Raw genomic sequence first — 12681 nt, forward strand, 5'->3', positions numbered from 1 at the left:
ACGCCATGCGGATCGGCATCGTCTGCCCGTACTCCTTCGACGTCCCGGGCGGCGTGCAGAACCACGTCATGGACCTGGCCGAGGCGCTGCTCGGGCTGGGCCACGAGGTGAGCGTGCTGGCCCCGGCCGACGAGGACGCGACGCTGCCGCCGTACGTGGTGTCGGCGGGGCGGGCGGTGCCGCTGCCGTACAACGGGTCGGTGGCCCGGATCGCGTTCGGCCCGGTCTCCACCGCCCGGGTACGCCGCTGGATCAACCGGGGCGACTTCGACGTGCTGCACGTGCATGAGCCGCTCACGCCGAGCCTGTCGATGCTGGCGGTGCTCTGCGCCCGGGGCCCGGTGGTGGCCACGTTCCACACCGCGATGACCCGGTCCCGGGTGCTCTCCGCGGCGCAGGGCGTGCTCCAGATCCTCCTCGAACGGATCACCGCCCGGATCGCGGTCAGCGCGCTCGCCCGCAAGGTGCAGGTCGAGCACATGGACGGCGGCGCGGTGGAGATCCCGAACGGCGTGGCGGTGGCGAAGTTCGCCGGCGTCGAGCCGCTGCCCGGCTGGCCGGGGGAGTGCGCGCCGGGCGCCGGCGGCACGCTCGGCTTCCTGGGCCGGTTCACCGAGCCGCGCAAGGGTTTCCCGATCCTGCGGGACGCGTTCGTGGCGCTCGCCCCGGACCGCCCGGAGCTGCGCCTGCTGGTGGCCGGCCCGGGTGACGCCGACGAGCTGTACGGCCGGTTCCCGGCCGAGCTGCGTGACCGGGTCACGTTCCTCGGTCTGGTCTCCGAGGCGGACAAGGCGCGCATGCTGCGCAGCGTGCACCTCTACGTCGCACCGAACACCGGCGGGGAGTCATTCGGGATGATCCTCACCGAGGCGCTCGCCGCCGGGACCACGGTGGTCGCCAGCGACCTGGACGCGTTCCGCCGGGTGCTGGACGGCGGGCGGGCCGGGCGGCTCTTCCCGACCGGGGACGCGGCCGGCCTGCGGGCCGCGCTGACCGAGCTGCTCGACGACGCCGGTGGGCGCGCCGCGCTGACCGGCCGGGGCGACCTGGTGGTGGCGAATTTCGACTGGCCCGTGGTTGCCCGCCGCGTTCTGGAGGTATACGCAGCGGCGATCGAGGCCACCGACGGTCGGGTCATGGACCAGGAGTGGGCGGGGCTGGGCTGACCAGGGTGGCCGGTGGGGCCGCTGTGACGAGCGCGTCGACCGGTGCCCACGCCGGCCGGCCGGGATGAGGGGCAGCACTACGATGCCGGGCATGTGGTGGGTGGTGGGCACGGCACTGGTGCTCGGGCTGGTCTCGGCGTACCTGATCTGGACCGCCGGCCGGGTGCAGCGGCTCCAGGTCCGCGCGGAGTCGGCGGCCCGCGCGCTGGACGCGCACCTGCTGCGCCGCGCGGCCGCCGCCGCGGTCCTGGCCGAGCAGCGGTACGGCGTGGAGCTGTACGCCGCCGCCCGGATCGCGCTGGACGCGCTCCCGGAGGAGCGTGAGGCCGCCGAGAACGACCTGACCCGGCAGTTGCGCGCGGTGCGGCTGGACCCGGACGACCCGGCCTGCGGCGCGGTGATCGCGGCGAGCCGGCGGCTGGCGCTGGCCCGGCAGGTGCACACCGACCTGGTCCGGGACGCCCGCTCGGCGCGGGGCCGTCCGGTGGTGCGCCTGTTCCGGATGGGGCGGGGGCGCGAGTGGCCCCGCTACTTCGACATCGACGACCCGACGCTGGTCCCGCGCGCGGACGTCACCACCGGTTGAGGCGGTGCCGGGCGAGGCCGTGACGGCGGCCACAGGGCAGGCCACCAGGGGTGCGATTGGCTGTCGGAGCGGCGTCGTGGCGGCCGTAGCATTTCCGCGCAGCCACCCCGACCGCCTGCCGAGGAGCGATGACGTGTCCGAACCCACCGCACCGACCACCGACCCCACCGTCGGCACCGCCCGCGTGAAGCGGGGCATGGCCGAGATGCTCAAGGGCGGCGTGATCATGGACGTGGTCACCCCCGAGCAGGCGAAGATCGCCGAGGACGCCGGCGCGGTGGCCGTGATGGCGCTGGAGCGGGTGCCGGCGGACATCCGCGCCCAGGGCGGCGTGTCCCGGATGAGCGACCCGGACATGATCGACGGCATCATCTCCGCCGTCTCGATTCCGGTGATGGCCAAGGCCCGGATCGGCCACTTCGTCGAGGCGCAGGTCCTCCAGGCGCTCGGCGTGGACTACGTCGACGAGTCCGAGGTGCTGACCCCGGCCGACTACGCCAACCACATCGACAAGTGGGCGTTCACGGTGCCGTTCGTGTGCGGCGCGACCAACCTGGGTGAGGCGCTGCGCCGGATCACCGAGGGCGCCGCCATGATCCGCTCGAAGGGTGAGGCGGGCACCGGGGACGTCTCCAACGCCACCACCCACATGCGGAAGATCCGGCAGGAGATCCGCCGACTCCAGAACCTGCCGGCCGACGAGCTGTTCGTCGCGGCGAAGGAGCTCCAGGCCCCGTACGAGCTGGTCAAGGAGGTCGCCGAGCGCGGCAAGCTGCCGGTCGTGCTGTTCACCGCCGGCGGCATCGCCACTCCGGCGGACGCGGCCATGATGATGCAGCTCGGCGCCGAGGGCGTCTTCGTGGGCTCGGGCATCTTCAAGTCCGGCAACCCGGCCCAGCGGGCCGCCGCCATCGTCAAGGCGACCACGTTCCACGACGACCCGGACGTGCTGGCGAAGGTGTCCCGTGGCCTGGGCGAGGCGATGGTCGGCATCAACGTCGACGACATCCCCGTCCCGCACCGCCTCGCCGACCGCGGCTGGTGAGCTCGTAAGGAGGGGCCCCCTCTTAACGCATGCGGTAGAGAAGGGGACCCCTCCAACGCCTCTGAGAGGAGCGACCGGGTGCGCGTACCCGTGATCGGGGTGTTGGCCCTCCAGGGCGACGTGCGTGAGCATGTCGCGGCGCTGGCCGGCGCGGGCGCCGACGCCCGGCCGGTCCGCCGGCCGGGCGAGCTGGACGCGGTCGACGGCCTGGTGGTGCCCGGCGGCGAGTCCACCACGATCAGCAAGCTGGTGGACATCTTCGAGATGCGCGAGCCGATCGACAAGCGGATCGCCGGCGGCATGCCGGTCTACGGCTCCTGCGCCGGCATGATCATGCTGGCCGCCGAGGTGCTGGACGGCCGCCCCGACCAGCGCGGCTTCGCCGGTATCGAGATGACCGTGCGGCGCAACGCGTTCGGCCGCCAGGTCGACTCGTTCGAGGCCCCGGTGACGATCACCGGGGTCGACGGCGAGCCGTTCCACGCGGTGTTCATCCGCGCGCCCTGGGTGGAGCGGGTCGGCGCGGGCGTGGAGGTGCTCGGCCGGGTCACCGACGGCCCGGCCGCCGACCGGATCGTCGCGGTCCGGCAGGGAAACCTGCTGGCCACCTCGTTCCATCCCGAGCTGACCGGCGACCTGCGCCTGCACCGCCTCTTCGTGGACCTCGTCCGGGCGGCGTCCTGACGCGTCCACCCGACGTCGGTCAGTGGTGTCGCGGATTGGGTGCGGCCCACTCCCGGAGCACCGGGTCGGTGAGGTGGTTGAAGCGTTGAATCCGGGTCGGCTGCTCGCTCTTGAAGGCGACCACCTGCTCACCGGGGGACAACTGCAACAGCTCGCCCACGTTGACGCCGAGCCGTCGGGACAGCTCGGCGGCGGCGCCGAAGTTCGCCGGGCTGAACACCTGGAGCACGCCGGAGTTGTTGATCATCGTTTCGCCGACACCCCGGTAGATGCTGGTGAGCTGCGCCAGGTCCTGCCAGAACGTCCAGGTGCGCAGCCCGTATCCGCGCAACAGGGTGATCGCGTCCTGGAGCAGGGAGAACCGGCCCAGTTGCGCCGCCTCGTCGATGAGGAACAGCAGGCGCGACTGGTTGATCGTCCGGCTGTTCATGACGTAGTAGAGCAGGCAACCGATCCAGGCCCGGAGCAGGCGCTGGTGGGTACGGAGCTTGTGCGGCGGTACGACCACGTAGATCGAGATCCGGCGGTCCGGGTCCACCAGGTGGGCGAGCGGAAAGCTCGTGCGGTCGGTGGCCTCCACCGTCCGCCGCGAGCTGAACGGCGCGAGCTGCTGGGCCGCCGTGACCACGATGCTGGGGAAGGTCTTCTGCTGATCGACACCGAGCAGCATCTGGAACTCCTGCCGGGTGCCGGCCGGCATCCGCCCGTCCCGGTCGTTGTCCAACGCCTCGGCCAGATACATCACCAGGTCACTCTGGAACAGCCGACTGCGCAGCTTCTGGAGGGTCAGCGAGGAGGAGCCCGTCGGTTCGGCCCCCGCCTCCGCGGTGATCAGGTGGGTGGTCAGGCCCGCGATCAGGAGCTGGGCCATCTCGTCCCAGAACGGCTCGACCGTCGACTTCTCCCCCCCCATCAGCAGGTCGGACAGGAGCCGCCCGAAGTCCTCCGGCTCCTCGGCGTCCTCGTTGTCCCGACCCAGTTCGGCGAACACGTCGAAGGGGTTCAGGGCACCGCGGTCGGCTCGGCTGCCGTTGCTGGCCCCGAACGGGTCGAGCAGCACGATCTCGTGACCCAGCGCGTCGCGCCGGTGGGCGTGGGTGACGTCGTAGTTCTCCCCCTTCGGATCGAGCACCACCACCGAGCCCTCGTAGCTGAGCAGGTTCGGGATGATCACGTCGCGGCCCTTGCCGGCGCCGGTGGGCGCGATGGTCATGAGATGGCTGTCGTCGTCCGAGGCGACGACCGGGCCCAGCGCGTCGTCCGCGATGATGTGTTCCTCGCGCAGGCCGAGCCGGATCCGGGCGTCGGTGACGCTCGCTCGACGCGGCGCGAACTGGCTCCTCGACTTCGACTCCGGATCGAGGTGGCGGGCCAGGAAGCGTCCGATGATCAGCTTGGACACCGGGATCCCCTCACGCTCGACGACGGGTGATGTGGGCGGGCGTGAAACCGGTCATCGTGCCGCTGCCGGACCCGGCTGAGATGCGGAGGTTGAGGGGCTTGTCGTGTTCGTTGCCGAGCACGTCGAAGTAGCGGATCCGGAGCACCAGCGAGCCCAGCTCGGGGATGTGCGGCGGGTCGCTGAACCGCAGCCGCTGTTCGATGTCCGTCATGGGTTGCACCGCGTCCGCCTTCGGCTCGCCCAACGACACGAACTCCAGCGCCGACTGGTCCAGCGTGATCTGCTCGATCCGCAGGCCGAGCAGCGGGCCGGCGCCGACGTTGCGCAGCCGGACGGAGAGCACCACCAGCTCCTGCCCGCGCCAGGTGAGCCGGGAGTCCTGAATCATGGCGACCGGCACCACCGACGCCTCCAACTGTTCGCCGGCGATCCGCGCCTCCCGGGCCGTGGCGCGGTTGTTCTGCCAGGACAGGATCAGGGCGATGACACTCAGGGTGAGCGTGACGGCCAACCCGACGACCTGGAGCGTGTTGAGCGATTCCTGACTCATGGCATCGTGCCGACGGCGCAGGAGAAGTTCCACTCCCGGAAGAAATCCGCCATGAAACCCTTCACCACCCGGTCGCGGAAGAAGTCGCGGTACGGCACCTCGTAGTTCTCCAGCAGGAAATCCGGACGGGGCGCGATGCGGGCGCCCGGCTCCGCATTGTCCGAGCCGATCGTCTCGGCGATGGAGTGGAAGTCCAGCCAGATGCCCCGGTAACCCTGATTGGCGGGCGCCTGGATGTCGTAGACCTCCCGCAGGTGCACGCCGGGGGCGGCCTCCCGGAAATTGGAGATCTTGATGTCGAGCCGACCGGTGCGCAGTGAGCTGGCCGCGTCCTGACCGGTCGGCACCGGCCGGAACCGGCCGTCCTCGTCGGGCCGACGGGACAGCAGCGGTCCGATCAGTTCATGGCTGCTGACCGGTTTCTGCCGGTGCACCGGAATGAAGTCGTAGACGATCATCGAGAAGCGGTAGGCGGCGCGCAGGGGTTGCAGATCGAAGTCCGAGTGCAGCACCTCGGACAGGTCGATCGCGATTCGGGAGACGAGCCCCCGGAGGTACGGCATCAGGAGCCGGTACCAGTTGTGGAACAACCGCAGCGACGAGCCCGAACGGCTCAGGGTGATCCGCAGGTCCCGCCGGATGTCGATGCGGAAACCGAACGAGGGCTCCTTGTAGACCACGCCGACGTCCCCGTCGCTCCAGTCCAGCCGCAGCGTGTCCACCTCGTGCAGCTCGCTGGCCTCCAGCACCTCCGCCACCGCCCGGTAGAGTCGCGCGCCCAGTTCGCGCCGCAACGCGTCCAGTCCTTGGAGGTCCCGCGCCGCGGGCAGTTCGACGATGAGGGAGAAACCATTCAGGGCGTCCACACCCTGCGGCCCCAGCATGTCGATTCCGGCGGAGAATTCGTCGAACGTCTCGAGCACGCTTCCTCCGCTCATCGCTTTCGGGGATTTGCAGGCTAGCCGGGATGCCAATCAGCTCCGTAGGACCGGACAAGGCAGGAGAGACTGACCCGTCGTTGGGCCCGCATGGCTGTTCGGTTGAGCGTGTGCCGTAGGTCGACCCAAAGACGCAGGTCGACGCGAATACGCGAGCCGACCGCCATCCGGCGCGGGGCGTGACGCCGGTCGGGCGCGGCGGCCCGGGGCGTACCCGAATGATTGTCGGATCTCCGTCATCAGCCCGGCGCGGCGGCCATTCCGGCCCGGTTGCCGCGTCCGGCCGGCGGGTGTGCGACGCCCGGGGTGCGACCTCGGTAGGATTGCCGACGGTTCGGCAGGGCCGTCACCGCCCCAGCCCGTCACGCGGAGCCGTCGGGGGTGCTGCGGCTCGCGGCGCCCGGGCGGTGGGGTGCCGGCGCGAGCAGTCGACGCAGGCGTGGGTCAACAGACGGAGGTATCAGATGTCCGGCCACTCAAAGTGGGCGACCACCAAGCACAAGAAGGCCGTGATCGACGCCAAGCGCGGCAAGATGTTCGCCAAGCTGATCAAGAACGTCGAGGTGGCGGCCCGCACCGGCGGCGGCGACCCGGCCGGCAACCCGACGCTCTTCGACGCCATCCAGAAGGCCAAGAAGAACTCCGTCCCGAACGACAACATCGACCGCGCGGTCAAGCGGGGCTCCGGCCTGGAGGCCGGCGGCGCCGACTGGCAGACGATCATGTACGAGGGGTACGGCCCGAGCGGCGTGGCGATGCTGATCGAGTGCCTGACCGACAACCGCAATCGCGCCGCCACCGAGGTCCGCACCGCGCTGACCCGCAACGGCGGCTCGCTTGCCGACGCCGGCTCGGTGTCCTACATGTTCTCCCGCAAGGGCGTGGTGATCGTGCCGAAGGCCGGCACCTCCGAGGACGACGTGATGATGGCGGTCCTCGACGCCGGCGCCGAGGAGGTCAACGACCTCGACGAGGCGTTTGAGGTGATCTCCGAGCCGGGTGACCTGATCGCGGTCCGGACCGCGTTGCAGGACGCCGGCATCGAGTACGAGTCGGCCGAGTCCTCCCTGATCCCCAGCGTGAACGTGCCGCTGGACGAGGACGGCGCCCGCAAGATCTTCAAGCTGATCGACGTGCTGGAGGACTGCGACGACGTGCAGAACGTCTACGCCAACTTCGACGTCTCCGACGAGGTCATGGCCGCGGTCGGCTGACCCCCTTCCAAATCGACACCGGCTCGGCGTAGTGGCGGTATCCCAGACCCGGGATGCCGCCACTACGCCGTACCGGTGCGTCGCCGCGTCGGTGGGTGCGCTGGTGGGTGTGCCGGCGACAGCCGTCGCAGGCCCGCCGGCTGGACGAAGACGGTCCGGCGGGCGACGGCGTCGCCGGCGGCGTCCAGTTCGTAACCCTCCAGCCAGGCCCACCCGTCGTACGTGGTCCAGTCCAGCCTCCGGATGACGCGGAACATGATGGGCCGGACGAACTGGACCGAGGCCGCCCGGCTGATCTCCAGCAGTTCCCCGGCGCGCGGCGTCACCCGCGCTTCCGGTCCCGCCACGCCCGCAGCGTCTCCCCGGCTCGGGCGAGCCGTTCACAGCCGCCGTCCGGCCGGCATCGGGAGCATGCGTCCCGATGGTGCAGGTCGACGACGTAGCCGGCCAGGACGACGGCGAACGGCGGCTCGGGCAGCCGCTGCTCCGCCCCCGTCACGACGCGCTCCGCGAGTGCCCGGTGCCGTGGCCGGCTCGTCCGTCCCCGGGCCGGTCCGTCGGCCGGTCGTCGGTCGACGCCTGCGGACCGTGCGTGCCGTAGGCGCCGCCCCGGTGCGCGTACGCCGGGCGCTGCACCACGTCGACGGGTTCGTCCTGCCGCTGGAACCACTTCCACCGAACCATGTCCACCTCCGGTGAGGTTGCTGGCCGGAAGCCGGCCTTCACTGCTGGTCTTCGGTATGGAACTCTGCGTGTTGGCGGGACAGTCGCGGAAGCAATCCGGTCCTTGTGGAGTGACGCCGGCAGGAGGCTTCTCTACTGGTGAGGGGCGCTGAGGAGACGAGGCTGCGGATTGGGGAAGGGTTGGGGGATCGTGACCATGACTGCGGCGGAGATCCTGCTCGACGAGTTGCGTCGTCTCCGGACGACGCGAGGGCTCAACCAGGAGGAGTTCGGTCGACTGATCAGCTACTCCGGTACGCATGTCAGTGCGGTGGAGACCGGAAGCAGGCCGCCCACCACCGACTATGCGGCGGCCATCGACAGGGCGTTGCAGACGGGTGGCATCTTCGGCCGGTTGCTCGATCGGCTGTCAGTTCTGGACCTGGCACCGCCTTGGCTCCGCGAATGGATCAGCGTCGAGGAACAGGCGACGGCTCTGCGCTGGTACGAACCCGTGTTCGTGCCGGGACTGCTGCAGACCGAGGGATACGCACGGGCGATCCTGCACGCGGGCGGTCAGCTCACCCCTGAGCAAATCGACCAGCGGGTTCGCTCCCGGATCGACCGCCAGTCGATCCTGAATCGGGAGAATCCGCCCCACCTCGTGGTGGTGCTCGACGTGGCCGTCCTGCGGCGCACCGTCAACGACAGCCGAATGATCATGCGGGAACAGTCGGAACACCTGGCTGCGGCGGCTGAGCTGCCGCACGTCCGAATACATGTCGTGCCCGAGGAAACCGGGCTCTACCCTGGGCTGCAAGGCGGCTTCATCCTGGCGACCATGCCGGACGATTCCGCCCTCGGCCACGTCGACAGCCAAGTCCGATCGGAGACGGTCAGTGGCTCGGCTGAGATTGCTACTCTCCAACGGACGTGGGAAAGCGTCGTCCGGGACGCTCTACCTCGGAAGCTGTCCCTGGCATTGATCAAGGAGGCGGCACTGACATGGACCTGACCAACGCCCGGTGGCGTACGTCGACGAAGTCCGGGACGAACGGCGGGAACTGCGTCGAGGTCGCCGACAACCTCCCCGGTGTGGTCGCCGTTCGGGACAGCAAGGATCAGCAGGGCCCGGTCCTGGCCTTCACGCCACGCTCCTGGCAGGCGTTCGTCTCCCACACGAAGTCGGTCGCCTGACCCGCCCGGGGGGACGCCCGCCGAAACCGGGCTGACCGGGTCGCTGGCAGCCCGTAGCCTGCCGGGGTGCTCGTACCCGATCTGCCGTTGCGCACCGCGCGCCTGGTGCTGCGTGCCTTCACCGCCGACGACCTCGCCGTGGTCCGGGACTACCGGGGCCGCCCGGAGGTCACCCGCTTCCTCTACCACCAGCCGTACGACGACGCCGCCGCCCGGGCGGCGATCGACCGGCTGGTCCGGCGCACCGCGTTGCGCGCGCCGGGCGACGTGCTCAACCTGGCCGTGACGGTGGCGGACACCGGCGTGTTCGTCGGTGACGTGCTGCTGACCTGGATCAGCGCGGAGCATCGGCAGGGCGAGATCGGGTACGTGGCCCATCCCGACCACACCGGCCACGGCTACGTGACGGAGGCGGCCCGGGAGTTGCTGCGGCTGGGCTTCGAGGGCTTGGGCCTGCACCGGATCGTCGGCCGGCTGGACGCCCGCAACACCGCCTCGGCCCGGGTGCTGGAACGGTTGGGCATGCGCCGCGAGGCGCACCTGCGGGAGAACGAGTTCGTCAAGGGGGAGTGGACCGACGAGGCGGTCTACGCCCTGCTGGCGCGGGAGTGGCGGGCGGCGGGCTGACGGCCGGCGTACCCGATGGCCCGGCGCGCCCTCGACGGGCGGCGCCGGGCCGGCGGAGGTCTCAGCGGGCGGCGCGCCGGGCCTTGACCATGCTGTCGATCACGTCCCACAATGCGATGACCACGGTGACCACGGCGGCGACGCGGGCCACGTCGTCCGCCCCGCCTTCGCGCAGCCAGGTGAACCGGTCGACCAGCTCCGGGTTGAGCAGCCGGTCGGTGAGCAGCAGCCAGACCACCGGACCCGCGAACGCCAGGTTGAGCAGCGCGTTGACCGCCACCAGCGGCCAGGTCCAGCGCCCGGCCCGGTACTTCGCGACCTCCAGGCCGACGGTGGCCAGCAGCACCACGATCAGGGCGGGGAGCCAGAAGGTCCACAGTGCCGGGTCGAGCACCGGCAACCGGGAGCCGTCGTCGCTGGTCCACCGCTGGAAGTGCTGCCCGACCAGGACCGCGACGGTGCCGAGCAGGAAGACGACCGAGGCCACGCTGTCCGGCTGGCTGATCTGCCGGTCGCGGGTGTCCTCCGGGAGCTGGTCGACGGTCCACTCGGGCAGGCCGAGCGGAGCCCGGGTGCGCTCCAGGACGGCGAAGCTCAGCGTCACCCAGAACGCGACCTGCACCGCGGTCTGGAACGCGACCGAGATCGCCGCGCCGATGGCCCGGCCGGGCTCGTCGCCGACGGTGGCCGTGACGAGACCGGTGATCACGCCGACCGCCGCCGGGATCCAGGTGAGCAGGGTGCGCAGCACCCGCCACCAGAGCAGGTAGTAGCGCGGGCCGATGAGCTGGAGCGTCCGGTCGCTGTAGCGGGCGGCGAGCTGCTCGGGGCGGCCCATCTCGGTGAGCACCTCGCGCTCGGCGGCGGCGTTGTCCTGGCCGCCGGCGGTCCGGTCGTCGATCATGTCGGCGATGGAGGCGCGCAGCTCCTCGGCCAGCTCGGCCCGGCGGGGGGCGGGCACGGTCCGCAGGGTCGCCGCCACGTAACGGTCGGTCAGGGAACTCATCGTCCCGCTCCTTCGATCAACTGGGTTACGGACGTCCGCACCGCGGTCAGGTCGTCGAGCAGGCGCTCCAGCACCGCCTGGCCGTCGTCGCTGGTGCGGTAGAACTTGCGTGGCCGGCTTTCCTCGGTGTTCCACTCGCTGGTCAGCAGGCCCTGTTCCTCGAGCCGGCGCAGCAGCGGGTAGAGCGTGTTGGCGTCGACCGCGAAGCCGTGCGCGGCCAACCGTTGCAGCAGGGCGTAGCCGTAGTCGGGGCGGCGCAGGGCGACCAGGCTGGCCACCACGACCGTGCCGCGTCGCAGCTCCTGGAGATGGGTCCGGAGGACCTCGTCGCTGACCATGCTTCACACCATAGTGTGTGGCACACACTATTGCAACGCACTGACATATCGTGTGGGGGACAACGATGGGCGAGGTACCGGGCTCCCCGGCGCCCCGCCCATCGCGTACCCCGGTTCAGCTCGTCGCGTCGGTCTCCGGAGCCGGGTCCACCTGGAATGCCTGGTCGTCCGAGTCCGCGCACGGCTCGGCCAGCGCGGCCTCGCCCGGGCCGGTGGTGTCGTCGCGGATGCCGAGGCACAACGATCCCCGGGCCGAGCGGATCCGGTACGCCCCGTCCGCCCGCGCCTCGAACCGGAACACCTGCTCCAGTCGCTGGGCCTGGCAGTCCTCCCACGGCTCCAGCAGGAAGCGCCCCGGGTCGTCGCCGCGGATGGTCAGGCAACCGTCGCCTTTGACCGGATGCCGCCACATGATGAAGGCGCCGTCGCCCACCGGCTCCAGGTCGGTCTCCGGCGGGGTGGCGCCCGCGCAGGCCCGCTGGACGAGGATCTCGTGGCGGTAGCCCCCCGGGCGGTCCCAGCCCTCGCCGAGACAGAGCCCGGGGGTTCGCGCCGGCCGGATCCGGACCCGGCCGGCCGGCGCCGTGGATGTCGCGCCCGTCGCGGTTCGCGCGGCCGGCAGGTTGTCGCCGACCTCCGTCATCGACGTGTCCCGCTGCTGCTCCCCGGCGAGCCGGACGCCGGCTCCCACGGCGGCGGCCAGGGCCGTGGCGGCGAGCGCCAGCAGGGCCAGGAGGCGCTTGCGCTGCCCCGTGCCCGGCGTGGCGGCTACCGGACCGCCGGAAACCACCCCGTCAGCCGGGTCGGTCCCGGTGGGCGCCTCCCCGCGATCGTCAGCGCCGGCCGCCGCCGGACCGGGGTCGCCGGCGGGAGCGGGCCCGGTGGCCTCCGGCGCCGGGACGAGCGCCGCGAGCGCGAGTCGCTCACGGGCCCGTAGCCACGCGGCGACGAGGTCACCCTGCCCGCAGGCGCGCACGAAGGCGGCCAGCACCTCCGGGCGGGGCAGCGCGTCGCGGCTCAGGACGTCGGCGAGGGTGCTGCGGGCCAGGACGTCCCCGTTGTCGGCGGCCCGCTGCGCCAACTGTCGGAAGGTCAGGCCGGATCGTTCCTTGAGCGCGCGCAGCGCCACCAGGAATCCGGCCCGATCGGTGATCTGGTCGATCTGGTGCTCCCCGTGGTCCATCCCCTGATTCTGCGGCAGTCGCCGGCCGGCCGGCGCATCCCGCTGTCCGACGATCCGGACAGAAACCCGGACACACGGGGCT

Annotated in this window: 17 protein-coding genes; 8 read left to right on the forward strand and 9 right to left on the reverse strand. The window is 71.3% G+C overall.

All coding sequences use genetic code 11. The features are described from left to right. Positions 1-5: 5 nt before the first annotated feature. From TPA0908_RS18400 to pdxT, 4 genes are all read left to right on the forward strand, one after another. Positions 6-1166, forward strand: a complete 1161-nt coding sequence (locus TPA0908_RS18400) for a glycosyltransferase family 4 protein (RefSeq protein WP_281939594.1) — start codon at positions 6-8, stop codon at positions 1164-1166. A gap of 82 nt (positions 1167-1248) precedes the next feature. Further along, on the forward strand, positions 1249-1752 hold the full coding sequence (locus tag TPA0908_RS18405; protein WP_281939596.1) for a hypothetical protein: 504 nt from the start codon (positions 1249-1251) through the stop codon (positions 1750-1752). A 133-nt stretch (positions 1753-1885) separates the two neighbouring features. After that, positions 1886-2797, forward strand: coding sequence for a pyridoxal 5'-phosphate synthase lyase subunit PdxS (gene pdxS / locus TPA0908_RS18410; protein ID WP_281939598.1), 912 nt, complete (start codon positions 1886-1888; stop codon positions 2795-2797). Positions 2798-2875: 78 nt separating this feature from the next. Beyond that, positions 2876-3481, forward strand: a complete 606-nt coding sequence (gene pdxT / locus TPA0908_RS18415; protein WP_281939600.1) for a pyridoxal 5'-phosphate synthase glutaminase subunit PdxT — start codon at positions 2876-2878, stop codon at positions 3479-3481. A 19-nt stretch (positions 3482-3500) separates the two neighbouring features. Here the strand turns inward: pdxT and TPA0908_RS18420 are convergent, their stop codons facing one another. The 3 genes from TPA0908_RS18420 to TPA0908_RS18430 are packed head-to-tail and all read right to left on the reverse strand — an operon-like array spanning position 3501 to position 6356. Then, positions 3501-4883 (reverse strand): type IV secretory system conjugative DNA transfer family protein, encoded by a 1383-nt coding sequence (locus TPA0908_RS18420; RefSeq protein WP_281939602.1) that lies wholly within the window; start codon positions 4881-4883, stop codon positions 3501-3503. A 10-nt stretch (positions 4884-4893) separates the two neighbouring features. Next, the gene (locus tag TPA0908_RS18425) at positions 4894-5433 is read right to left on the reverse strand and encodes a hypothetical protein (RefSeq protein WP_281939603.1); all 540 of its coding nucleotides are present in this window, start codon (positions 5431-5433) and stop codon (positions 4894-4896) included. Further along, positions 5430-6356 carry a hypothetical protein gene (locus TPA0908_RS18430; protein WP_281939605.1) on the reverse strand — a complete coding sequence of 309 codons (927 nt, stop codon included), beginning with the start codon at positions 6354-6356 and terminating at the stop codon, positions 5430-5432. The genes TPA0908_RS18425 and TPA0908_RS18430 overlap by 4 nt, the downstream gene beginning before the upstream one ends. Before the next feature lie 479 nt (positions 6357-6835). Here TPA0908_RS18430 and TPA0908_RS18435 point away from each other — a divergent pair, with 479 nt between their 5' ends. Next, complete coding sequence (locus TPA0908_RS18435) at positions 6836-7585, forward strand: YebC/PmpR family DNA-binding transcriptional regulator (RefSeq protein WP_281939607.1); 750 nt, start codon at positions 6836-6838, stop codon at positions 7583-7585. Between the two features lie 62 nt (positions 7586-7647). Here the strand turns inward: TPA0908_RS18435 and TPA0908_RS18440 are convergent, their stop codons facing one another. The 3 genes from TPA0908_RS18440 to TPA0908_RS18450 are packed head-to-tail and all read right to left on the reverse strand — an operon-like array spanning position 7648 to position 8269. Continuing rightward, positions 7648-7911, reverse strand: coding sequence for a hypothetical protein (locus TPA0908_RS18440; RefSeq protein ID WP_281942605.1), 264 nt, complete (start codon positions 7909-7911; stop codon positions 7648-7650). Next, a complete protein-coding gene (locus TPA0908_RS18445) occupies positions 7908-8084 on the reverse strand; it encodes a hypothetical protein (RefSeq protein ID WP_158273891.1) in 177 nt (58 codons plus the stop codon). Before TPA0908_RS18445 ends, TPA0908_RS18440 begins: the two co-directional genes overlap by 4 nt. Beyond that, on the reverse strand, positions 8081-8269 hold the full coding sequence (locus TPA0908_RS18450; RefSeq protein ID WP_281939610.1) for a hypothetical protein: 189 nt from the start codon (positions 8267-8269) through the stop codon (positions 8081-8083). The genes TPA0908_RS18445 and TPA0908_RS18450 overlap by 4 nt, the downstream gene beginning before the upstream one ends. Before the next feature lie 196 nt (positions 8270-8465). On the opposite strand from TPA0908_RS18450, the gene TPA0908_RS18455 reads away from it, so the two are divergent. From TPA0908_RS18455 to TPA0908_RS18465, 3 genes are all read left to right on the forward strand, one after another. After that, positions 8466-9263 (forward strand): helix-turn-helix domain-containing protein, encoded by a 798-nt coding sequence (locus TPA0908_RS18455; protein WP_281942607.1) that lies wholly within the window; start codon positions 8466-8468, stop codon positions 9261-9263. Then, on the forward strand, positions 9254-9445 hold the full coding sequence (locus TPA0908_RS18460) for a DUF397 domain-containing protein (protein ID WP_281939613.1): 192 nt from the start codon (positions 9254-9256) through the stop codon (positions 9443-9445). Before TPA0908_RS18455 ends, TPA0908_RS18460 begins: the two co-directional genes overlap by 10 nt. A gap of 66 nt (positions 9446-9511) precedes the next feature. Continuing rightward, positions 9512-10072 (forward strand): GNAT family N-acetyltransferase, encoded by a 561-nt coding sequence (locus tag TPA0908_RS18465; protein WP_281939614.1) that lies wholly within the window; start codon positions 9512-9514, stop codon positions 10070-10072. A 61-nt stretch (positions 10073-10133) separates the two neighbouring features. Here TPA0908_RS18465 and TPA0908_RS18470 read toward each other — a convergent pair whose 3' ends face one another. The 3 genes from TPA0908_RS18470 to TPA0908_RS18480 all read right to left on the reverse strand — a co-directional run bounded on the left by TPA0908_RS18470 (position 10134) and on the right by TPA0908_RS18480 (position 12599). Continuing rightward, complete coding sequence (locus tag TPA0908_RS18470; RefSeq protein WP_281939615.1) at positions 10134-11078, reverse strand: permease prefix domain 1-containing protein; 945 nt, start codon at positions 11076-11078, stop codon at positions 10134-10136. After that, positions 11075-11416, reverse strand: a complete 342-nt coding sequence (locus tag TPA0908_RS18475) for a PadR family transcriptional regulator (protein WP_281939617.1) — start codon at positions 11414-11416, stop codon at positions 11075-11077. The genes TPA0908_RS18470 and TPA0908_RS18475 overlap by 4 nt, the downstream gene beginning before the upstream one ends. A gap of 115 nt (positions 11417-11531) precedes the next feature. Next, positions 11532-12599: a helix-turn-helix domain-containing protein gene (locus tag TPA0908_RS18480; protein WP_281939619.1), complete on the reverse strand. Its 1068-nt coding sequence runs from the start codon at positions 12597-12599 to the stop codon at positions 11532-11534. Positions 12600-12681: the final 82 nt, after the last annotated feature.

It is taken from the genome of Micromonospora sp. AKA38, from assembly GCF_027925725.1.
GTDB lineage: Bacteria > Actinomycetota > Actinomycetes > Mycobacteriales > Micromonosporaceae > Micromonospora.

Excerpts from the sequence above, each read along its gene's own strand:
- TPA0908_RS18450 (WP_281939610.1), bottom strand. The coding sequence starts at position 8,269 with ATGGTTCGGTGGAAGTGGTTCCAGCGGCAGGACGAACCCGTCGACGTG.
- TPA0908_RS18455 (WP_281942607.1), top strand. The coding sequence starts at position 8,466 with ATGACTGCGGCGGAGATCCTGCTCGACGAGTTGCGTCGTCTCCGGACG.
- TPA0908_RS18425 (WP_281939603.1), bottom strand. The coding sequence starts at position 5,433 with ATGAGTCAGGAATCGCTCAACACGCTCCAGGTCGTCGGGTTGGCCGTC.
- TPA0908_RS18435 (WP_281939607.1), top strand. The coding sequence starts at position 6,836 with ATGTCCGGCCACTCAAAGTGGGCGACCACCAAGCACAAGAAGGCCGTG.
- TPA0908_RS18480 (WP_281939619.1), bottom strand. The coding sequence starts at position 12,599 with ATGGACCACGGGGAGCACCAGATCGACCAGATCACCGATCGGGCCGGA.
- TPA0908_RS18470 (WP_281939615.1), bottom strand. The coding sequence starts at position 11,078 with ATGAGTTCCCTGACCGACCGTTACGTGGCGGCGACCCTGCGGACCGTG.
- TPA0908_RS18405 (WP_281939596.1), top strand. The coding sequence starts at position 1,249 with ATGCCGGGCATGTGGTGGGTGGTGGGCACGGCACTGGTGCTCGGGCTG.
- TPA0908_RS18400 (WP_281939594.1), top strand. The coding sequence starts at position 6 with ATGCGGATCGGCATCGTCTGCCCGTACTCCTTCGACGTCCCGGGCGGC.
- TPA0908_RS18460 (WP_281939613.1), top strand. The coding sequence starts at position 9,254 with ATGGACCTGACCAACGCCCGGTGGCGTACGTCGACGAAGTCCGGGACG.
- TPA0908_RS18475 (WP_281939617.1), bottom strand. The coding sequence starts at position 11,416 with ATGGTCAGCGACGAGGTCCTCCGGACCCATCTCCAGGAGCTGCGACGC.